This window comes from Klebsiella sp. GW_Kp182 (assembly GCF_040062275.1).
GTDB lineage: Bacteria > Pseudomonadota > Gammaproteobacteria > Enterobacterales > Enterobacteriaceae > Klebsiella > Klebsiella michiganensis.
Window position 1 is genome coordinate 1 of record NZ_JBEAFQ010000013.1, and the last position, 19,492, is coordinate 19,492.

Annotated in this window: 20 protein-coding genes; 14 read left to right on the top strand and 6 right to left on the bottom strand. The window is 42.3% G+C overall.

Annotation, left to right across the window (positions count from 1 at the left end):
- Positions 1–1,626 precede the first annotated feature (1,626 nt).
- The 3 genes from ABLU88_RS13905 (at position 1,627) to ABLU88_RS13915 (ending at position 5,423) form a co-directional block, all read left to right on the top strand.
- Positions 1,627–2,874 carry a ParA family protein gene (locus tag ABLU88_RS13905; protein ID WP_080783287.1) on the top strand — a complete coding sequence of 416 codons (1,248 nt, stop codon included), beginning with the start codon at positions 1,627–1,629 and terminating at the stop codon, positions 2,872–2,874.
- On the top strand, positions 2,874–3,884 hold the full coding sequence (locus tag ABLU88_RS13910) for a ParB family protein (RefSeq protein WP_099745311.1): 1,011 nt from the start codon (positions 2,874–2,876) through the stop codon (positions 3,882–3,884). The genes ABLU88_RS13905 and ABLU88_RS13910 overlap by 1 nt, the downstream gene beginning before the upstream one ends.
- Before the next feature lie 513 nt (positions 3,885–4,397).
- Positions 4,398–5,423 (top strand): hypothetical protein, encoded by a 1,026-nt coding sequence (locus ABLU88_RS13915; RefSeq protein WP_348836759.1) that lies wholly within the window; start codon positions 4,398–4,400, stop codon positions 5,421–5,423.
- Between the two features lie 305 nt (positions 5,424–5,728).
- Here the strand turns inward: ABLU88_RS13915 and ABLU88_RS13920 are convergent, their stop codons facing one another.
- The 4 genes from ABLU88_RS13920 to ABLU88_RS13935 form a co-directional block, all read right to left on the bottom strand.
- Positions 5,729–8,131, bottom strand: coding sequence for an Ig-like domain-containing protein (locus ABLU88_RS13920; RefSeq protein ID WP_154975260.1), 2,403 nt, complete (start codon positions 8,129–8,131; stop codon positions 5,729–5,731).
- Between the two features lie 145 nt (positions 8,132–8,276).
- Positions 8,277–10,685 carry an Ig-like domain-containing protein gene (locus ABLU88_RS13925; protein WP_348836760.1) on the bottom strand — a complete coding sequence of 803 codons (2,409 nt, stop codon included), beginning with the start codon at positions 10,683–10,685 and terminating at the stop codon, positions 8,277–8,279.
- A 146-nt stretch (positions 10,686–10,831) separates the two neighbouring features.
- On the bottom strand, positions 10,832–11,512 hold the full coding sequence (locus ABLU88_RS13930) for a PIN domain-containing protein (RefSeq protein WP_348836761.1): 681 nt from the start codon (positions 11,510–11,512) through the stop codon (positions 10,832–10,834).
- A 127-nt stretch (positions 11,513–11,639) separates the two neighbouring features.
- Positions 11,640–12,056 carry a hypothetical protein gene (locus ABLU88_RS13935; protein ID WP_119735297.1) on the bottom strand — a complete coding sequence of 139 codons (417 nt, stop codon included), beginning with the start codon at positions 12,054–12,056 and terminating at the stop codon, positions 11,640–11,642.
- A gap of 556 nt (positions 12,057–12,612) precedes the next feature.
- Here ABLU88_RS13935 and ABLU88_RS13940 point away from each other — a divergent pair.
- From ABLU88_RS13940 to ABLU88_RS13985, 10 genes are all read left to right on the top strand, one after another.
- Positions 12,613–12,966 (top strand): hypothetical protein, encoded by a 354-nt coding sequence (locus ABLU88_RS13940; protein WP_348836763.1) that lies wholly within the window; start codon positions 12,613–12,615, stop codon positions 12,964–12,966.
- A 34-nt stretch (positions 12,967–13,000) separates the two neighbouring features.
- Positions 13,001–13,720: a hypothetical protein gene (locus ABLU88_RS13945; protein WP_348836765.1), complete on the top strand. Its 720-nt coding sequence runs from the start codon at positions 13,001–13,003 to the stop codon at positions 13,718–13,720.
- Positions 13,713–14,039: a hypothetical protein gene (locus ABLU88_RS13950; RefSeq protein WP_348836767.1), complete on the top strand. Its 327-nt coding sequence runs from the start codon at positions 13,713–13,715 to the stop codon at positions 14,037–14,039. Before ABLU88_RS13945 ends, ABLU88_RS13950 begins: the two co-directional genes overlap by 8 nt.
- 337 nt (positions 14,040–14,376) lie before the next feature.
- On the top strand, positions 14,377–14,817 hold the full coding sequence (locus ABLU88_RS13955) for a hypothetical protein (protein WP_154975265.1): 441 nt from the start codon (positions 14,377–14,379) through the stop codon (positions 14,815–14,817).
- Positions 14,818–14,935: 118 nt separating this feature from the next.
- On the top strand, positions 14,936–15,208 hold the full coding sequence (locus ABLU88_RS13960; protein WP_348836768.1) for a hypothetical protein: 273 nt from the start codon (positions 14,936–14,938) through the stop codon (positions 15,206–15,208).
- Positions 15,205–15,534: a hypothetical protein gene (locus tag ABLU88_RS13965; RefSeq protein ID WP_348836770.1), complete on the top strand. Its 330-nt coding sequence runs from the start codon at positions 15,205–15,207 to the stop codon at positions 15,532–15,534. Before ABLU88_RS13960 ends, ABLU88_RS13965 begins: the two co-directional genes overlap by 4 nt.
- Before the next feature lie 67 nt (positions 15,535–15,601).
- Complete coding sequence (locus ABLU88_RS13970; protein WP_154975268.1) at positions 15,602–15,916, top strand: hypothetical protein; 315 nt, start codon at positions 15,602–15,604, stop codon at positions 15,914–15,916.
- A gap of 26 nt (positions 15,917–15,942) precedes the next feature.
- Positions 15,943–16,539, top strand: a complete 597-nt coding sequence (locus ABLU88_RS13975; RefSeq protein ID WP_348836772.1) for a hypothetical protein — start codon at positions 15,943–15,945, stop codon at positions 16,537–16,539.
- 232 nt (positions 16,540–16,771) lie between these two features.
- A complete protein-coding gene (locus ABLU88_RS13980) occupies positions 16,772–17,278 on the top strand; it encodes a hypothetical protein (RefSeq protein ID WP_348836773.1) in 507 nt (168 codons plus the stop codon).
- Positions 17,279–17,335: 57 nt separating this feature from the next.
- Positions 17,336–17,914: an HNH endonuclease signature motif containing protein gene (locus tag ABLU88_RS13985; protein WP_348836775.1), complete on the top strand. Its 579-nt coding sequence runs from the start codon at positions 17,336–17,338 to the stop codon at positions 17,912–17,914.
- Here the strand turns inward: ABLU88_RS13985 and ABLU88_RS13990 are convergent.
- Complete coding sequence (locus tag ABLU88_RS13990; RefSeq protein WP_348836776.1) at positions 17,905–18,219, bottom strand: hypothetical protein; 315 nt, start codon at positions 18,217–18,219, stop codon at positions 17,905–17,907. The genes ABLU88_RS13985 and ABLU88_RS13990 overlap by 10 nt on opposite strands.
- Positions 18,220–18,335: 116 nt before the next feature.
- Positions 18,336–18,695: a hypothetical protein gene (locus ABLU88_RS13995; protein WP_348836778.1), complete on the bottom strand. Its 360-nt coding sequence runs from the start codon at positions 18,693–18,695 to the stop codon at positions 18,336–18,338.
- Between the two features lie 143 nt (positions 18,696–18,838).
- Between ABLU88_RS13995 and ABLU88_RS14000 the strand changes: the two genes are divergently transcribed.
- Entirely contained in the window at positions 18,839–19,480 is a 642-nt protein-coding gene (locus ABLU88_RS14000; protein WP_032437957.1) for a hypothetical protein, read from the top strand.
- The last annotated feature ends 12 nt before the right edge of the window (positions 19,481–19,492 follow it).

The following is a 19,492-nucleotide window of genomic DNA, read 5'->3' on the forward strand; positions in this document are numbered from 1 at the left end:
GATAGCTGAAGCCCTGCAGGTGTATAACAACACCGTTGTTCAGAATTAGCTCCCGATTCCTCAGCTGATTCCTGAGGATAACAGGAACAAAACAACCCCATTGTTCGCAGTCGGCTCTCCAGTTCCTCTGTTAATTCGTGAGGACGCGAAGGATCAAAGTAAACATTCTCCAGTAAGCCTCATAAGATACCTGCAGCCATTCAGTTATAAAACAACGCCCAAGCATGTATGCAATTATCTACCCGGGCCCCAGCTGATCCCTGATGACCGGCAGGACCCAAACCAACCCCGTTGTTCGCAGTCGGTTGCCTAGTTCTTCCGTTGATTCCTGAGGTCCCTCAGGCTCAAAACAAACCATACTCCCTCAAACCTCATCAGATAGCTGAAGCCTTGTAGGTGTATAACAACCCCGTTTTTCGCAATTAGCTCCAGGGTCCCAGCTGATTCCTGAGGATAACAGGAACAAAACAACCCCATTGTTCGCAGTCGGCTCTCCAGTTCCTCTGTTAATTCGTGAGGACGCGCAGGATCAAAGTAAACATTCTCCAGTAAGCCTCATAAGATACCTGCAGCCCTTCAGGTATAAAACAACGCCCAAGCATGTATGCAATTATCTACCCGGGCCCCAGCTGATCCCTGATGACCGGCAGGATCCAAACCAACCCCGTTGTTCGCAGTCGGTTGCTTAGTTGTTCCGTTGATTCCTGAGGTCCCTCAGGCTCAAAGCAAACCATACTCCCTCAAACTTCATCAGATAGCTGAAGCCTTGTAGGTGTATAACAACCCCGTTGTTCGCAATTAGCTCCAGGGTCACAGCTGATTCCTCAGGATTAACAGGACCAAAACAACCCCGTTGTTCGCAGTCGGCTCCCCAGTACCTCTGTTAATCCGTGAGTTCCCTCCGGCTCAAAGCAAACCATTCACCCTCAAGCCTAATCAGATAGCTGAAGCCTTGTAGGTGTATAACAACCCCGTTGTTCGCAATTGGCTCCCGGGGTCCTCAGCTGATTCCTGAGGATTAACAGGACTAAAACAACCCAATTGTTTGCAGTCGGATCCATGGCGCATCTGTAGACCCCTTAGGGTCTGCAGGTACTAACAACCTCTTTGTTAGTAGTAAGCACTTTGGAGCGTCAGTCGCTTCCTTTCAGGTCAAAATTCGGGAAGCTCAGTAGCTGTCTGTTTGTACCTGAGGCAGAACAACGTCGATGTGTTCGACCTCAAAACCTTAGAAGGTATCCATCGTTAAAGATGCCTTCATTGGAGAGGTGAAGAGGAAGGTGAAGAGGAAGGTGAAGGGGAAGGGGAAGGGGAAGGGGAAGGTGAAGGGGAAGGGGATAACATCATAAAATGAAATCCAAAGTTGTAGCCAAATTTTAAAGTTTGGTATGGAATGCTGGGATTAAACCTCAGAATTCACCAAATCTGATTATTTTGTTACACCTGCATATATTTCCTTTAATATCAGTATGTTGGAATTTCTGCGGTTATTTAACGAACAAATCTAATTGTGCATGAAATCTCATTTTGAGCGTTAGATGTGATAATTGTGCATTGTAATGCACTTTTACCTTGTATTGCGCTCAATCCTCGTGAATAATGTACAGACTAACCTAAGGAGAGACCATGAGCATATTAGATGATATTCGTACTATCGGCCTAAAAATGAAAAACGAACAAGCAAGCCTTAAGGAAATTATCCTTGAGTCGAGTCGTATTGATGTTTCAGATGAACAAGTCGATGGTTTAGATCGTCTAATCTATAACCATTGTTTAAATAAAAAAACTCTCTCTGACTTTTTTGGTAAATCTAGAAATACTTTTAGTAGAATTTTATCTGAACTACATGAAAAAAAAGTGATAGGTGAACCTATTTTCCAGAATAAGAGCCACCTGTATACGCGTTGGGATGTGCAAAAAATAATGGAAGCGATGGGCACTACTCAATATCGTGATATGTATTTGCCTCGAGTTATCGTGACTGAAAACCATAAAGGTGGAACAGGTAAAAGTACAACAACAGCAACACTTGCTACAGCGGCCGCATTGGATCTTAATCTGAATGCAAGAATCTGTGTTATTGATCTTGATCCACAAGGCTCTTTAGGAAATAACCTTATCCACTCCACTAGTGATGATAGTGTTTATCTAACCATTACCGATGTTCTATTAAGTGACATTGAAGATAATGATTTTACGCAATATATAAAACAGGGTTATACGGAAGAACAGATTATTGGGGAAATGGCATTTTCTACGCATCTTCCAAACATGGATGTAATAACGGCATTCCCTACTGATGACAGATTTACTGATAAATATTGGAGCTTGGATAAGGAAGCAAGGTTCAAACTTCTGACCCGTTTCCGTGATCTGGTTATACCTGTATTAAAAGAAAAATATGACCTAATTTTCATCGATACTCCGCCACAAGATTCTCCAATTATTTGGTCAACAAACGAAGCGGCTGATGCAATACTTGTTCCCATCACACCCCGGGAATATGATTTCGCGTCAACCACAAACTATATGATTACTATTTCAGACCGACTTGAGCAGCTTCCCTCAAAGGGCGAAAATATTAAATGGATAAATGTTCTTGCTGTAAACGTTGATGATAGAAGTCAACATGAGATTCGCACTTTAAATAAACTAGTGAGAACTGTACGTGATCGTTTCATGACAACAAATATCAAACATTCAGAGGCTTTTGTTGCTGCAGCTGAAAAAGGTCGTACTGTACTGGATATTAAAAAATCAGAAGAGCTCTGTTCTTCAAAACAATATGATATAGCTGAAATGTCTGTTCAGTCAGTGTATCAACAACTTATCAATGAGATTAAAAGCTTCTCAGTTAGGGAGGACAGTAAATAATGAGTGATGTTGAACGCGGTACAAGCAAAGACAAATACTTAACCGGAAACGGCAAACGTACTTTTGTTGATCAAAAAAGCGGACTACCACCTTTACGAACTCCTTCTACACAGAAGCGACTATTTACACTAGCAAATGGTCGTAAAGTTGAAGCTCGCTATGTAGTCGTCCCTGGCTCAGAAGTAGCTGATAAAACTGTTGTTCATGAGCTAAACCCACGAAACCAAGAGGCAGTTGACGATCTTTCTACAAGAGAAATACTTCCCTTAATTAAAGAAAATGGTGTTACAACTGAAGCTATTGCCGTATTCCGGGACGGCCAATATTACCTGATCGAAGGTAGTAGACGTCGTTATTGCTGCATCAAATGCTCGGTTGACTTGCCTTTATGGGCATTCGATGTAGAGGTTAGCCGCGAAGATGTCGATTGCATTGTGAATGCTGCGCAAACAGCAAAACGATTTTCTTATCGTGAAGTTGGTATCAAATACCTTGAAATCATGAAGAATAAAGATTTCAAGACGAATGAGGAGCTTGCTTCTTATCTTAACATTGGTATTGAATCGATTAGAAAGAGAATTCAGGCCGCAAAAATCAGCAAAGAACTAATAAGAATATTTCCTGATAGTGAGGGGATACCTAATACTTACTATAGCAAATTAGCTAGAATTGAAAAAACCGCTATTGCTAACAACATCCCTCTTACCGATTTAACATCTGAAGTAGGTGCGGATGATAATAAAATTTCTAATATTAATGATATTGAGGAAGTTCAGAAGTCCATTTTAGATGGTTTACATTCAGTGCTTAGTATTCTTTGTAATGATGGAAATAAACAGGGACAATGGACCGTGTCAGATATTGCCGTGTTTGATAACAAGGATACTTACGCCAGGGTAAAACGAAGTGCTGATGGTCAAAAAGTTAGTTTTGAATTTAAGCGTATAGGTCAATCAACAATAAATGAGATTGAACGATTAATTAAAGTAAGTATTAGCAAAGCAAAATAAATACAATATTTGTGGTCATGATTCTTTAACACGGGACATGACCATTCTTTTATACAACTCACGTGTTCGACTTTGACTATTGAAGTTCAAGCGGCTTTACGTTGCACTGAAGGCAGAAGACAACCCCCTTGCTCTAGGTCCTTCTCTTGGGGCTCCAGCAGCTTTTGGAAGCTTGCAGACAACAAACAACCCCATTGTTCGCAGTTCATTTCTTGGTGCCCCAGCAACTATCTTGTGCACCGTCACGGTAAAACAACCCCCTTGTTCGCAGTCCAGTACAGTACAGTGACCTTAACATACCAGTTGTGGCTTTTATCTCATAGCACCAACATAAATCGTTATCAATACCATTGACGTCATATCTATTCGGTTTCAATTCGTGGCCTTGAATTTTAAAATTTTTCAATATCGGGTTGTTATTTTGAGAATTTTATTATTCATGCTGATAAGATTATAAAAGGGGTTGATTTAAAAATATGTACTTTCATCAGTGATTAGCTGAAAAGGTTGGATATGGAAGAGTTCTTTTTACTGTTTGCTAGAGATAAAAATGGCATGTTATACGATACCTACCATGCCCGGTTAACCTCTGACTTTGATTTTTATTGCACACAATGCGGAAGTCGCATTGACTATCAAAAAGAAGTTGAAATTGACAACTTCAAACGACAACATTTTTTTAAACACAGCATTGCTGAAGAAAAAGATATAAATATATGCAAAGATAATTATCTTAATGAAGCTATTAAAGATATAGCCCATTGCATCCTATGCAGTGAAACTAGCATTTATGTTAGCCCAATTTTAACTAATGGCGCAATTCAAGCACCAGATAAGATATTCGCCCCTCATAAAGTCATGATCACACATGATGATCTGATAGGCTCCCAACGAGTTGATTTCAAATGGACAAGTTCAAAGGGAAAATTTATGGGGTTAGTTTTCGTTGACCACAATGAAGTAATTGAAGACAAAATGTATGACGTCAACGATTCCAAGGCATTCATCGCCGAAATAAACTTGGCAATACTTAAAAGTCACCTACGTTCGATGATCAAATCAAATCATGGGGTAGATGGTGGATTAATCAAAGCGATAAAAGGATCGTTATTCAATAAAAACACATATAGCCGCTGGATTAGTTGGGAAGGGAAAAAATCAAATTCTAGAATATCTCCAGCATACTTTAGCACCTTCAACAACTACGGATATGACAGTTACAGAAACATAGTTTCTTTGGATTACTTTTTTCATAATGAAAATGATTACATTACCGATAATAAAAAGTCTACTTTGAGGTTAACAGGAAGAAAGTTTGATTTTCAGGTTAAAGAAATAATTTATCAGTTCAGCCTGGAACAAGGAAGTTTCTCAGATACGTTTTATGTCGTCATCTATGAGAAAGAATGCGTTTTACTTGATTATGTACTCAATTCAGTTCCAGTAAATGACAATACATACAACCAGATTAAGAAGTTGTGCATAAAACTCATTCGTATATATGAATCTGCCATGCGTGGGTTAAGCCTTACTGGATAGGGCTGCGCCCGGCCTACTCACGAATAACCCGGGGATTTACCATCCCAAAGTAACCTCTATCCATTTAAATGGGGGAGGGGAATTAAAAACGAAGAACGGATTTGATCATGTCGAAATTCGACGCTGATCATTTATGGAAACCTCCCAGCAAAGCTGGTATCTCTCGTCCTGATGTGACGATGAACGATGATAGAAAGTTACTTTCTATTCTTTGGTGATGACTTTTGAGCTAACGGCCCTAATCATGTATTAACCTAATCAGGGCTCATTTGTCGGATTGCTTATAAATTCAATTTCTTGCGTTATTACTGGATTTGTGGGAATTCGATAATGAAATTGCTTTCCCCGGTAGAGCCATCTTCTGCTGTAAAAATTGGGACAGTTGAGTTCTCGCCGTTCCCAAGGTCTATCTGAATTTCTTTTGTTTCCCCGGGTTGAATAACGTTCCCCAGAATGTTGATCGCATAATCTGCATCTTTCCTGACTGTGATATTGGCCGTTTGTACGCCCTGAGCCAGAGAGCCATCGTTCCGGCGCAGCTGACCGGTACGCATAACGGCCAGCGGTGTGTTATCACTGGTTTTGAGCGCCTTCACCACGCCCAATGTTTTCAGCTTCTCAAGGGTAACCAGGTTTTTTGGGTAGTAAGCGAACTGAATGCTTTTTTTTGTCGTGTTGCCTTTCGCGTCGGTAGCAAATGCGGTCAATGTATATTTGTCCGTAGCTGAATCCAGGCTAGGGAAGAGACGAGGGTAATCAGGGGTATAACTACCGTCCGTATTCTGGTTAAAACCTAATACAACGCTGTCCGAGGCCGGTCCGCCTTTAAGCTCAAGTCGGACAAGGCTGGGTGTGGTTAACGCATCATTTAGCGTTATGCTGATGTTCTCAAGCCCGTAAACGGTGGCTCCGGATGATAGGGTCGCATTTTCATAGTTAAAATTAACCACCGGAGGCGTCTTGTCGTTAATCAGGTTAATGAATGGTGACGATGTTTCATTGTTAAAGGTGTCCTTTGCCTGAAAGCCCAGATTATATTTCCCTTCGGCCAGTTTGCTCAGGTCAAAACTGTATGTGTAATCCTCTCCAGAAAGGGAAGTCTGGGTTCCTGTCAGCAACTGGCTGCCAGTTTCAGAATCCACCAGAACTGCTGACTGGAGTTGCAACAGATCGCGGAATTTACCACGCTCAGGTTGTGTTACAAATAACAGGACAGTTTTGTTTTCCTCCTGGTAACTATATCCAGTGATTCTGGGTAGCAGATCAGTGTTCCAGTGGTGTCTTTTTTCTATAGTGACTGATGAAAAAGTTTTATCCATATCTGTCAATCTGAAGGAGTAGGTCGTAATACCATTACCTGATTTTGGAATAGACCAGGAAACCGAACCGATACACTCAGTCTCACCAGCTGGTACCTGACAAATCTCTGTATTTCCACTCATCGCCCTCTGAACATAATTTCGTGGAGACGCAGTTATCCTTACGGAGTTGAATTTAACAGGCAAATCTTTGGTATTCCAAAGATAGCTTCCAGAATTCATTTCTCCTTTCTTATCCGATGTTAACCATGCTTGTGGTGCTGCCGGGCTGACTGGAGCCTCACTTCCTAAATTGATATCATATGAGAGTGAGCCGCCACCCCATTGATATCCGTTGTGGATGGTATACGTTACTTTATAGGCGGTCTTAGCGGATACATAGCTGTAGCCATTCGCTTCGGAAATAATCGTTCCAAATTTCAAACCGGCTTTACTGTATTCCCTGCGGTTATTCGATGGCACCCGGTACACCAATGTCAAAGGGTTCTGGTTTACGGTCATTCCCGGCTTATATTCTATGTAACCTTCACTAAAGCCTGGAACCACGCTCGTTTTCGACGTTGGGTCATAAACAGCAAACAAGGTGTATTCGCCAAGGTCAGAGTCAAAAATGAACTTCTGGTCCGGCAAAACTTTGCGGTTTCCCGCTTTATCATAGAGCGTCACACGGAAGCGATATTCCACATCAGCGTTTGATACAGGCATCCATGATGACCGACTCATATTCCCTTTTGTCCACGGTACAGAAAGGGATGCTGACCCACTGTCATACACCATATCGGTAATGGAATAGACCGTGTCATCAGGTTTAATCACCTGAATTGTCGCTTTATCAAAACCGGTCGCAGCTTTAACATTATTCACATTTAGGTAAAGCTTTGCTTCCGCCCCCTGACCCAGTTCCCAACGTTCACCGGTTAACACCATATCGTATCCGGGATTTTGGTCTATGCTCAGGTTATCGGATGAAGGGCCTACAGTATCGATAATAAAATTGTGAGACGTGCTGTCGATAACCGTATTTTGTGTATTCAAGATATCTGAGATTATGACATAACTACCGTCACTCAGTGGGGGCAATGTCAGTGTTTTTCCGTAAAACTCTTCACCTGTAGAAGCCTTTATTCGGTCATTGACCGTAACGCTATCCGTAGTAAAATTATATACACCTACATTGTCTTTCTTCACCGTTACCTGAATTTTTCTGTCTAGGCCGGATATGAGCCTTACCTGAATTTTTTCGTTGGTATTTAGAACACCAGAATCCACGCTGACTGATTTATCCGTTCCGTAGATATCTTTGATCGCATATTCATAGACACGAGCATATGAGGGGAGTGAAAGGGCTGTCAGTATTAGCGTGGTCAGTAAATTGATTTTCATTTTCATATTAAAATAATCCAATTAGTCCAGAGAATTACTGAAGGTTATGTCTTGGCGAAAGTTACTTTCTTTTCTGATTGCATACTTTTAACAAAGACATATGACAAGGAACACCACCAGTCCCCGTAGCAGAGTCGGTGGCTGTCAATAGTTAGTTAAGTTGTGGGAACTCGATGATGAAGTTACTTTGCCCTGTTGAACCGTTAACAGCCGGAAAAATCGGTACCGTGGAATTTGCGCCAGTTCCGAGGTCGAGCTGTACTTCTTTGGTTTCTCCAGGTTGGATCACCGTCCCGAGAATGTTGATGGCATATTCAGCATCGCTTCTGACCGTGATATTGGCTGTCTGAATACCTTGAGCCAAAGAGCCATCGTTACGTCGTAGCTGACCGGTACGCATAACGGCCAACGGTGTGTTATCGCTGGTTCTCAGCGCTTTAACCACACCCAGCGTTTTCAGCTTTTCAAGCGTCACGAGATTTTTCGGGTAGTAAGCGAACTGGACGCTTTTTTGGGCAGTATTTCCTTTGGTATCTGTTGCATACGCTGTAATAGTGTACTTGTCAGTGTTTTCATCCAGAGTAGGGAACAGACGCGGATAATCTGGCGAATAAGAGCCATCTGCATTCTGGTTAAATCCCAGTACAACACTATCTGAAGCTGGACCACCTTTTAGTTCCATACGCATCAGGCTTGGCTTTGTCAGAGAGTCATGGAGGCTTATTGAAATGTTTTCCAGCCCATATACCGTGGCTCCAGAGGGGAGTGGTGCATTCTCATAGTTAAAGCTGATATCCGGGGGCGTCATATCATTCACAAGAGTGATAAACGGAGAGGTCGACTCATTGTCGAAGGTATCTTTTGCAAGGAAGGAGAGATTGTATTTTCCTTCAACCAGCTTATTTAGATCGAATGAAAATGTGTAATCTTCACCCGACAGGGAAGTACGTACTCCCGTGAGTAATTCAGTGCCTGTATCTTTGTCCGTAATGCTGGCAGATTTGAGAAGAAGCTGGTCTCCAAATTTTCCATTACCCGGTTGCGTTACAAACAGGAGTACGGTTTTATTGTCCTCCTGATAGTCATAACCGGTGATTCTCGGGAGCAAATCTGTGTTCCAGTGGTTTCGCCTCTCCGTATTTCCGGAAGACAGGCTCATATCGAGGTTAGTAACCCTGAAATTGTATGTCACTGTCCCATTGCCGCTTTTGGGTATGCTCCAGCTCAAAGGTCCAGTGCATTCAGTCTCACCAACGGGAATATTGCAAACCTTTGAGCTAAGTGAATTGGATGTGGCTATGACTTGTTGAACGTAACTACGAGCTGTAGAACGTGCAGTTGCAGTAAGAAATTTGACGGGTAAGTCAGAGGTTTTCCATAAATAATGGAAAGAATTTACTGTACCTGCCTTATCGGAGGTCAGCCAGACATTAGGAGTTGATGGGCTTGGCGATGCATCGGCCCCCAATTTAATATTGTATGTGACGTCTGCTCCTCCCCAGCGGTACCCGTTGTGGATAACGACTTGAGTTTTAAATGGGGTGGTTACTGAAACATAGCTATAGCCATTAGCCTCAGAGATAATCTGACCGAACTTTAAACCAGACTTACGATATTCTCTTCTGTTAGCAGAAGGAATACGATAAACAATAGTAATTGGATTCTGGTTGACAGTCATACCAGATTTGTATTCTACATACCCTTTACTAAAACCAGGGACAACGCTTGATGTTGCTTCGGGGTCATATACGGCAAATAAAGTATATTCCCCCAAATCGGAGTCAAAAAGGAATCGCTGGTCTGGGAGAACTGTCCGGGAGCCAGCTTTGTCATATAGAGTAACACGAAAGCGGTATTCAACATCGGCATTTGAAACTGGCATCCAGGATGATTTAACAGCACCTCCTTGGGTCCATGCTACAGAGAGCGATGATGAGCCACTGTCGTAAACCATATCCGATACTGAATGGACGGTATTGTCGGGATTGATAACCTGAATAGTCGCTTTGTCAAAACCTGCCGCAGCTTTAACATTTTTTACGTTCAGGTATAGTTTAGCATCAGCTCCTTGCCCGAGTTCCCACAAGTCTCCAGTAAGTACCATGTCATAACCCGGGCGCTGATCAATCCTCAGGTTATCTGCCGATGGGCCAACCGTATCAATGAGGAAGGACTGGACTGTCGAATCAACGATAATCCCTTGAGTATTCAGAATGTCTGAGGTAATTGTGTACAGTCCATCACTTAACGGAGGCAGAGTAATGGTTTTCCCGTAGAACTCTTCTCCTGAAGACGATTTAATACGGTCGTTAACCGTGATGCTTTCCGAGGTCGAACTATAGATATCAGCACCGTCTTTTTTTACAGATACCCTAATTTTTCTGTCCAAGCCCGAGATCAGGCTAAGCTGGATTTTTTCCGTGGTGTTTAGCTTTGCTGAATCAGCGCTGACTGATTTCTCCACACCGTAGATATCTTTGATGGTGTACTCATAAACACGGGAATGGACGGACAATGAAAGGGTGCCGAGTATTAGTGCCGCCAGAAGCTTGAATTTCATATCAGTACCAGTCTAAAGTATGGTTAAAAGGTCGCATTGTGAGTCGCTCTTAACCACAGACGGAGCGATACATGCAAAAAAAGTTACTTTCCTTCTCCGTTGCAAAAAAAACGGATGTTTATGATTCAGCTCACCAGGCCAGCGGTTTATTTCACCTGCTGGAGAACAGCACGCCTGCTCTTCTGGGCTGGTGAGTGTAATGAGCGATTCCAGACCAGCGTTTTTTCGTAAATCGTAATGAAACCAAGACGAATTAGCTCCTGCTTAATCCGTTCGTTCAGCAATGAACAGGCCTTTTGCCCCGTCAAATTTGAAAGGTAATTTTGTAAGGCCTTTGGCGTTGCCGGGAGCGATTTAGGGGAGGATGCGCAGGCAATCTTCAATCTGTTAATCCAGTAGCCCATGTCATGCTCTTTGGCTTTCATCACATTCATTGTTGAAGCCGTGTCTTTAACTGGGTGCGGAGCGGGCAGGGCTGGAGAGAACCTTGTACAGCTGATCCCTGCTGCATTCAGACGGGTGATAATGCCGTCATAACCCTTGTCACGGGAGATAACAGAGAAGTGTGACATATCCCCGGCTAACGCGGTCAGCTGGCCGAGTTCCAGAACCAGATGGAAATCGACATTGTTTTTGGATACCTCAGTCGCCGGAATGATGCGTACAGAAATCGTCGAGCTCAGGGCCGTAACAGGAATTTTAATGTTTTCCTGTTTAGCGCCCGTGAAGAAAAGCACTTTGTCAAAGTCATGAAGGGAAACACCCTCTAGGCTTCCGATATTTTCATAATCAATCAGGGCGATTCTGGTTTTGGAACAGCGCATCATTCTCTCCCGATAAAATAGGTTGAACTAAATATCAACCTAATCACCACCAGCAGGCCAAAAGTGACTTTTGGGCCTACGTTCACTCCCGCCACCCGGTAAAAGTGACTTTTTACAGCGCAAATCCTGACTAAAAGAGCGTGTCCTGATTCACCATGGCTACGGCCATAGGTCTGGAGCCGCTGGAATCATCCACCTCGACGGCAATATCTATCCAACGGCCGGGGTCGGAAACCCAGTCAATAAGCTCTTTAATGGACAGGCTGTTCCTGGCCTCGATTGTTTTAATGACGTCATTGTCAAACCAGTTAATCCGGTTCACATGCTGCTTGATGTAGTACACATCCCATGAACCGTGGCCCAGAAATTCCTTACCCCACTTCCACTTTTGCTCTCGCCAGTCAGAGGGCAGAACGTCTGCACGAAAAAGACTGTCTGTTATCTGATAGATATCTGAAAACCCGACCTCGCTATCCGGGATCATTTCCAGGTACAGATTCCCGGCAATCGGATGTTCCGCGCTAATGACAACGTATTTTGATCTCATCAAAGGTTCCGTTTTCCGTATGAACATGCCTGACGGCATTAATCCTTTTATATCAAAATCGGGATAGGAAATTCCTGAATAACAGGGTGAAAAGAAGGCAGAGAGGGAGAAAATGCAATATCAAATAGGCTCTTCCAGGCGCGACTTATTTTGATATCGTCTAATAACTAATCCATCCGGAGAAGTTCAAATGAAGCAAGTATTCAAAGCTGGAAATGTGAAAACAGTACGCGCAGCAAGAAGAAAGCGACACAGAAGGAGAGGGAGGCTCATTCATAGCCATGATGACAGTTTTATTACCAACAGACTCCTCGATCAGCTAACCGACGAAATGATGTATCAGGAAGCATTCAGAAAGAAACTTAACAACGAACGTTAAAAAAAATACTCCACGGCCGAAAAGTACCTTTTAGCCGGAAAAACTCAAAATTCTCTATGTTAGATTATGACCTGTTTTGTTATGACTGAACTAAACCAGTGCCCTGTCTGGTAAAAGGGAATGGCGGTAGCTTCTGAAAATTCAGCTTAACTTCAAGGTTATTCAAGCGGGATGTATATGCATGCAACTCATCTGACGAAAAAGTTTAATATTCTGGCGGTCATCTATTTCACAATCATTGCTTGTGGTCAGATTGTTCTGTTCCCTCATTCGCAGCCCATTTTTCTGGTCATCGTGACTATGGCTATTGCGGTTCGCTTATTTACCCTGCGGCCACAATATAAACATTTACGGTTTCTGGTTTTGTCCATCATCTCACACCACCTTGTTTTTACCATTCTTTCGTTCATCCAGCTCTATATCAATGCCAGGTATAGCAGGGCCAGTTTCATTGAGTATCAGATGGTTTACGCGCCTTTGCTCATCGGGATGGGATATGTGTATTTCAACGTCTGGAGAGCGCGTACCTGACGTCCACCGGACCTCTTTGATTAAAGGAGCATGAATGCTTCGTTATACCCCCAAAATCACACCGCTGACCTTTTCTCCTGAAGAAATTATTTGCCTACAGAACGGGCACAAAACCCAGTTCCGCCGGGCATTGAAAGGTCGCGATGCTTTTTCAGAAAGTATCACCACCAGAGTGACTTCGGGACCTGCAATACCAGTACTAAAATGCCCTTATGGTCAGCCCGGCGACCGGATTTGGATCAGAGAAACAGCAAGGGCCGAGTGGCAGCAAGTACAGGAGTTCCCGTTAAGGGTTCAGACCGGAGTACGGTACCGAGTTGATAACGAGTACCGGGAACTGACCAGCGATTCACCGTGCCGATTGTTCCCTACAAAACGTCTGACATCACAAGGCGTGCCTGCGTGGGCAACGCCGGTAAGTATGCCTCGATGGGCTAGCCGGTATTTGCTCGAAGTCTGTGATACGCGCCTTGAGAAACTCTGCGATATCTCTGAAACAGATGCATATGCGGAGGGGGTACTCACTGAAGTGTGGGACCAGGTTGTCGTTGCTCGAAATTACGGTATACCCGATGCATTCTTTCAGTACTGGTCTGACGATATCGATCACTACGTCGAAATGAATGAACTGTACCGTAGCTCTTTCCAGAGCCTGTGGGATAAGCTTTATGAAGCTGGAAGCTGGGCTTCTAACCCGGTCGTTTGGGTTGTCACGTTTAAATTACTGGATATCGACAGGGGGGAGAATGAATAACACGCCAGCTCTATACGAGGCTGTTGATGCAAAGATTCTGGAAAAGGTGGGTAAACATCCAAAAGCATTCGTGGATATATATTTTCCGGAAATATACACGCTTTGCATGGAAATTCTTAATGACAATAAAAAAGAGCCTGCTCGTATACTCGACAGGCGACTACAGGCTCTACGAAAGAAAGGTTTGATCCATCACGTTACCGGGAAAGGTTGGGTTAAAATGATTCCCCAAGAAGGAAAGGAAGGAAGGAAATTCAGGGGTGTAGAGACTCCAGATGATAAAATGAAATATCAGGGCTGTTCTTTTCATATGGAGTAAGCTGTCATGTTTTACCCATTTTTTGGAGCCCTGAGCTTCATTCTGACGTTATGCTTTTTAAGTATCAGCGGTATGATTATTCTCATCCATAAAACTGATTCTGTTCAATACAGCGTTCGGCGTTACCGATTTCTTTTACTCTGCAAGGCAGCTGGTGCAGTAAATTTTTTTATTACCATTTACTGCATCGCTGGAACCGAGGGACAGCTTTAGCGCTGTTCCACATCTGGTCAAATCTTGTGGTTCTGGACCGAAAAGTAACTTTTCAACCGGGCTATCAATCCAGACAATCAGAATATGACATTCTTCTTATCAAATGATGTCGCCGGGGGCGATTATGAATATCTATATGGACGGTAAAAATGTAGGCTGGCTTTTATACCTTGCTATGGGTTTTGTCGCTTTTGGCATTGCTTTTTTATTATCCCATAAAATCACTTCAATGCTAAAAATAAAATCAACGGCTAATGGTGGGCTTATCATATCAGGAATTACATTAATCCTGGCTGGTTTTGTCATGTTCATTGTCGTTAAACGAAGTTCATTATCATTGGATGATATTAAGATGGGAGAGCGCTGGCTTAATGAGTGCCAGCTACTTGAAACTAACATTAACAATGGTCTTTTTGACGAACCGACAAACAAGGTTAATTGCAACGGAGTGATTGAAAACATTCCAAAATACAGTTACGACGATTACACCACCGAATGGTTATTGTACCAACAACGCAATGAAAATCTGAAACATGCAGGACTAACATCAAAACTCAGTTCATAGCTGATTTCATGAAAGTAACTTTCTTATCACCTTTTATAAACGACCCAAGAGGCTGTTTGTTAATAAGTTATTAATATTCATGGCGTTATCACTTCCCCTGTGTCTGTCTGGCTGTGATTTGGGAACATCAAAGTCCTCATGGGCTACCGCTAAAGTGGTTAAAACAGAGAAGGTGTATGGAAATGTACTATACAGGATTGTTTTCTATACCCTTCCGGATTTTGATGAAGGAAATAGGATTTTTCAGGCGAACCTTTCTCCTCTTGAGGCAGTGAAAGCAGAACATGGGCAAATGAATATCAGGCTGAGAACATATTCAGATGGCAAAATAAAGGTGTATGAAAACATTAGAACTATTCAAAGAATAGTAATGACAGAGGCAGTTATATGAGAACGAAAATCATCAGCAACTCATTTAATCTTTCAGCTCATTATATATACACATCATTTATTATAATATTAAGTTTGCTTGCCGCATACTTTCTTGCAAAAGAACTTTCAAAAACAGATGAGCCCGCAACGAAACAAGAGTTAATTGATATCATTGAAGCTACCCCATGCGCTTTAGAACCTATCTCCAGAGCCATAGAGCAAAATCCGATAAGTATCGTCAGAGCAAATTCTATTGCCATCCAATGTCAGAGAAACATATTAAGAAGCGAAGATATAAATGAGCAAAGAGAAGCATTAAAGTACTTTGGAAAAGATGAGTGGTAATAATATTTACAAACATTTCTTTATTTTAAATTCACATATCAATAAATGTTTTATAAGCAGGCATAACATGGAAATTAAACAGAATTTCTTGGTAGTAATAGCTTTAATTATTGTTGTTTGTGGTATGTTTATAGTTTCCGGGAGGTATGATGTTAACACTTTCCAGTTTGCAAATTCCATTGCTACAAAAGAGAGTCTGGCGAAAATTATAAAAAATACGCCTTGCGCATATAACTCCATTAATAAAGCACTCGAAAATGGGCCGATTGATATCGGGCAAGCTAACGAAATTGCAGATAAATGTAAGAGGGAAGAGCAGTCAGAAGCAGAAAGGAAAGTGCAGCAGGATGAGTTAAGGAAAATCAGCACATCTAACAATTAACTGTTAACAGTTTCAGGATGATTGTCATGCGCAAAATTAAAGACAACCTAGTATATATTTTTATTTCTTGCTTTACCATTGCTTTTGTGTGTGGATTAATTTTTGCCTTTAAAATATTAATAACACAAGAATTTTTCAGTCAATCTGAAATGGCAACAAAAGATGATCTGACCGAAATAATAAAAGATAAACCCTGTGCATTTGATGAAATTTCAACAGCATTAAGTTTTGGACCAATTTCTAAAAATGATGCGCTGTATTTGGCTAACAAATGTGAAAAAAATCGTATTACCGATTTCATTCGTGATGAACAACGCGCCGCATTATCTGACATCAGGACGGAACGTTTTCCAACTGAGCCCGTCAATGCTGGTGACTTCTCGTCCGTTCAGGATGATATTGACAATAAAGAGCGAGCAGCGACCAGACAGGAGTTAATTGATATTATCAGCGCCTCTCCTTGCGCGATTGGTCCAGTCACTGACGCTATCGCCGGTATGCCTGTATCTATCAGTTATGCGCGTCAACTAGGCAGTACCTGTGAAGCTGTTTCAGCTCAACGACAACGGATAAAACAGGAAAGAGAAGAACAGGCACAGGCTCTTTCCCATTTTTACGAGTAATAAATTTTCCCTTGGTCTTATTCTACAGTTATTAAAAACATTAACGAAAGAATGACTGGCGTAAAGTAAAAAAAGAAAACACACTGGTTGAAAAGTTCACTTTATATCGAACTGAACTCAGTATGAAATTTTCGGCTTGCGAGTTGTTAACTATTGCTCATGCCCCATTGTGCCGGTGATGCTTTTCGACAGTCACAGTTCAATAAACCGAAATCATTAGATAGGAGTAAATATGTTAATTAAAAATAACATAAAAAAACAAATAAAAGCAAAAAAAAGGAAGGTTGTTAAAATATTTTGGACGTGCCATGCCATCGAAAAGGAATGTCCAGAACCTATTTTTATAGCCCTTCTTTGGTTACCTTTGTTTCCTTTAATGGCATATATTAAGCTATCCCCGCAATTTTCACCTTTGACTGCATTGCTGATATACGGATTTGGAATTATTACAATCCTTTCTGTATGGTTCTATTTGAATCTTCCTAAAAGCTGGATTGATTTACTTGATCGTCAAATTTTGAAGTACCGATCAGATATGTCATTCATTGATGAGCTCAAAGATGTAAACACTGAAGATATTTTTGATCATGGCAAGGAAATACTAACGATTAGCGATATTCAATATTGGGCTAGTGACCAAGAATGGCAACTGGAGAAACTACATAGAAAATATATTCACGTCAAAATCAAAAAAGAGGTGGTTGTTAACCTAAAGAGTTTTGAAAGTAAAAAGGACTGATGTTCATTCATTAAGTTTCGGTTATCAAATTTCGGAAAGTTACTTTCTGGGGGCGTTATGTCTGAAAAGATAATCAAAAGGGGAGGAGAGCTCATAGAGTTGCCCTCTCGCAATAACACTGCCGTAAAAGCCGAGATGCAGGCCAAGACAGAAAAACCAAAAACTAAAATCACCAAAGCACAACGAGCAGAACTCAGATTAAAATTTGCGTGCCGGTGTGCCTACTGCGGCTGTGAGCTGAAGGAAAAGGGCTGGCATGCTGATCATGTAGAGCCAGTTCGTAGAGATTTCGATATAGTTCGCGCGCCCTTGGGGAGTAGGGTGACTCACGTTGCACGAAGCAATGGACGAGTATTTCATCCTGATCGCCATGATTTAGATAATCTTTTCCCTGCGTGTTCAGCATGCAACCTTTTCAAGGCGACATATTCGATCGAAGGATTCAGGGAACAGATTGCCCACCAGCCTGAGCGTGCTCAGGCATATTCAGTCAATTTCCGCACAGCCCAACGATTTGGCCTGGTAACGGTTATTGATAAACCTGTGGTTTTCTGGTTTGAGGCGTATGATGCCTCAAAAGAACTTGAACCCCAGCTTTCTTATTTTTTGGCACACCGGAAGGCTTATCAGGGTTGAGGTTGGCTGTCTTTTCTTGGCCTGCTGTCGGCTTCATTAATCCGTTCCTCAGCTTGTATCCCGGTATAGATACATATCGCACTATTGTAATTATTAAAAGCAATCGTGCTTTTGAAATCACAAAAATATGCAGGGTTCTTTGTCGCTATAGTATCGCCTTTCTGGCATTTCCCCTTCAGGCCTTCAATCAATGAGTCATTATCGGTGCCCATACATGCTTTGCCAGTTGGGGTTATACCTTCCTCCTTACAGCCAGAAAGAAAGCCTGTGGCACAGATCAACACTATCAGCACTTTTTTTTGCATTGTACCCGTTTCCTGTTATATATGTTTTTTAATTATAGGCATTACCTGGTCCGATGCATCTACCAGTAATTGTATCGCGTCTATCTGGCTTAATGCCTCAACATGGTGATGTGGGGTCACCGGCGTTTATCCATAGTGTCCACTATCAGGCCTATATAAGCAGACCTCGAATCTTCGCTGTCGGTTTGCCTTGCATAGGCTTTTTTTATTGCTCCATCGGAGAGGGGATGCTTCATATTGAGAAATAGCATGACCACTAACACATCAATAGAACGGGCGGATGCAAAGTACTCATAGATGTAATCGGTCGTCGTTTTTTTAAAATCCACACCAACTGAACCGAGGTCAATCAGTCCTGCGATTATTTCTCCCGCCTCACCATTCCTTACGGTACGCTTTAACAGGTTTAGTTTACGTTTCTGTGCTTCCTCCCTGTCTCGTTGAGACTGCAGATACTCGGCAAGGCTTTTAAACATAACGACTTATCCTGTTTATTCTCATCACACCGATCATACGGACATTCCGTGATAGTTGGAACCTGGCTAATTCCTGGTGCTAGCCCCTATGTTTGACCATTCCGGGAAACGGATATATAATAATCGTCAAATGGAGGTGGCTTATGTACAAAAACACCACAGCGGAAAAACTACCAGATACTACTGGTAACCTGACAGATTTTCAGCTTAATTTACTGAAAAGAATAAACAATATTGCACTGTCTCTGATGCCTGAGTTTGAGGACAAATCTCAGGCCATGGAAGCGATCACTCTGGATGATGGCTCATTGATGCAGTTGCTGTACTCTGTGCAAATGCAGCAGAAAACGCGCGCATCTGAGTATGAAATGCGTAAGGTTCATCGCCGTCGTGAAAATCTGGAAGCTTTTTACAGAAGCCTTCAGGAAATGGGCGGCACCCTTAAAGTCAATGATGTGGCTGACATACTGGGGATTACCCGACAGGCAGTGAACATCCGGGTGAAGAAGAATCAGCTTCTGGCCTTTAAGCAAAACGGTGACTTTATGTTCCCGGTCTTCCAGTTTACTGATAAAGGTCTGAGACCTGGATTTAAAGACATCATGGACGCATTCGATGAAGATACCCATCCGGTGTTGCGGCTGGAGGTTTTCAAAGCACCGATTGCGGTCAGCGATGAGCAAACCAAAACACCCGTCCAGATCCTGACTGATGGCGCAGCTGAAGATGAACTGGCTCTGGCCGTTCGGGCCGCACGACTATTCGGCAGTCATATTGCCAGCTGAGATTAAGAAAAA

What these genes read in the sequence shown, in the direction of transcription:
- ABLU88_RS13940 (WP_348836763.1), top strand. Translation starts at nt 12,613, where the DNA reads ATGCATGCAACTCATCTGACGAAAAAGTTTAATATTCTGGCGGTCATC.
- ABLU88_RS13930 (WP_348836761.1), bottom strand. Translation starts at nt 11,512, where the DNA reads ATGATGCGCTGTTCCAAAACCAGAATCGCCCTGATTGATTATGAAAAT.
- ABLU88_RS13980 (WP_348836773.1), top strand. Translation starts at nt 16,772, where the DNA reads ATGTTAATTAAAAATAACATAAAAAAACAAATAAAAGCAAAAAAAAGG.
- ABLU88_RS13985 (WP_348836775.1), top strand. Translation starts at nt 17,336, where the DNA reads ATGTCTGAAAAGATAATCAAAAGGGGAGGAGAGCTCATAGAGTTGCCC.
- ABLU88_RS13970 (WP_154975268.1), top strand. Translation starts at nt 15,602, where the DNA reads ATGGAAATTAAACAGAATTTCTTGGTAGTAATAGCTTTAATTATTGTT.
- ABLU88_RS13995 (WP_348836778.1), bottom strand. Translation starts at nt 18,695, where the DNA reads ATGTTTAAAAGCCTTGCCGAGTATCTGCAGTCTCAACGAGACAGGGAG.
- ABLU88_RS13925 (WP_348836760.1), bottom strand. Translation starts at nt 10,685, where the DNA reads ATGAAATTCAAGCTTCTGGCGGCACTAATACTCGGCACCCTTTCATTG.
- ABLU88_RS13965 (WP_348836770.1), top strand. Translation starts at nt 15,205, where the DNA reads ATGAGAACGAAAATCATCAGCAACTCATTTAATCTTTCAGCTCATTAT.
- ABLU88_RS13910 (WP_099745311.1), top strand. Translation starts at nt 2,874, where the DNA reads ATGAGTGATGTTGAACGCGGTACAAGCAAAGACAAATACTTAACCGGA.
- ABLU88_RS13935 (WP_119735297.1), bottom strand. Translation starts at nt 12,056, where the DNA reads ATGAGATCAAAATACGTTGTCATTAGCGCGGAACATCCGATTGCCGGG.
- ABLU88_RS13990 (WP_348836776.1), bottom strand. Translation starts at nt 18,219, where the DNA reads ATGCAAAAAAAAGTGCTGATAGTGTTGATCTGTGCCACAGGCTTTCTT.
- ABLU88_RS14000 (WP_032437957.1), top strand. Translation starts at nt 18,839, where the DNA reads ATGTACAAAAACACCACAGCGGAAAAACTACCAGATACTACTGGTAAC.
- ABLU88_RS13905 (WP_080783287.1), top strand. Translation starts at nt 1,627, where the DNA reads ATGAGCATATTAGATGATATTCGTACTATCGGCCTAAAAATGAAAAAC.
- ABLU88_RS13915 (WP_348836759.1), top strand. Translation starts at nt 4,398, where the DNA reads ATGGAAGAGTTCTTTTTACTGTTTGCTAGAGATAAAAATGGCATGTTA.
- ABLU88_RS13950 (WP_348836767.1), top strand. Translation starts at nt 13,713, where the DNA reads ATGAATAACACGCCAGCTCTATACGAGGCTGTTGATGCAAAGATTCTG.
- ABLU88_RS13955 (WP_154975265.1), top strand. Translation starts at nt 14,377, where the DNA reads ATGAATATCTATATGGACGGTAAAAATGTAGGCTGGCTTTTATACCTT.
- ABLU88_RS13920 (WP_154975260.1), bottom strand. Translation starts at nt 8,131, where the DNA reads ATGAAAATGAAAATCAATTTACTGACCACGCTAATACTGACAGCCCTT.
- ABLU88_RS13945 (WP_348836765.1), top strand. Translation starts at nt 13,001, where the DNA reads ATGCTTCGTTATACCCCCAAAATCACACCGCTGACCTTTTCTCCTGAA.
- ABLU88_RS13975 (WP_348836772.1), top strand. Translation starts at nt 15,943, where the DNA reads ATGCGCAAAATTAAAGACAACCTAGTATATATTTTTATTTCTTGCTTT.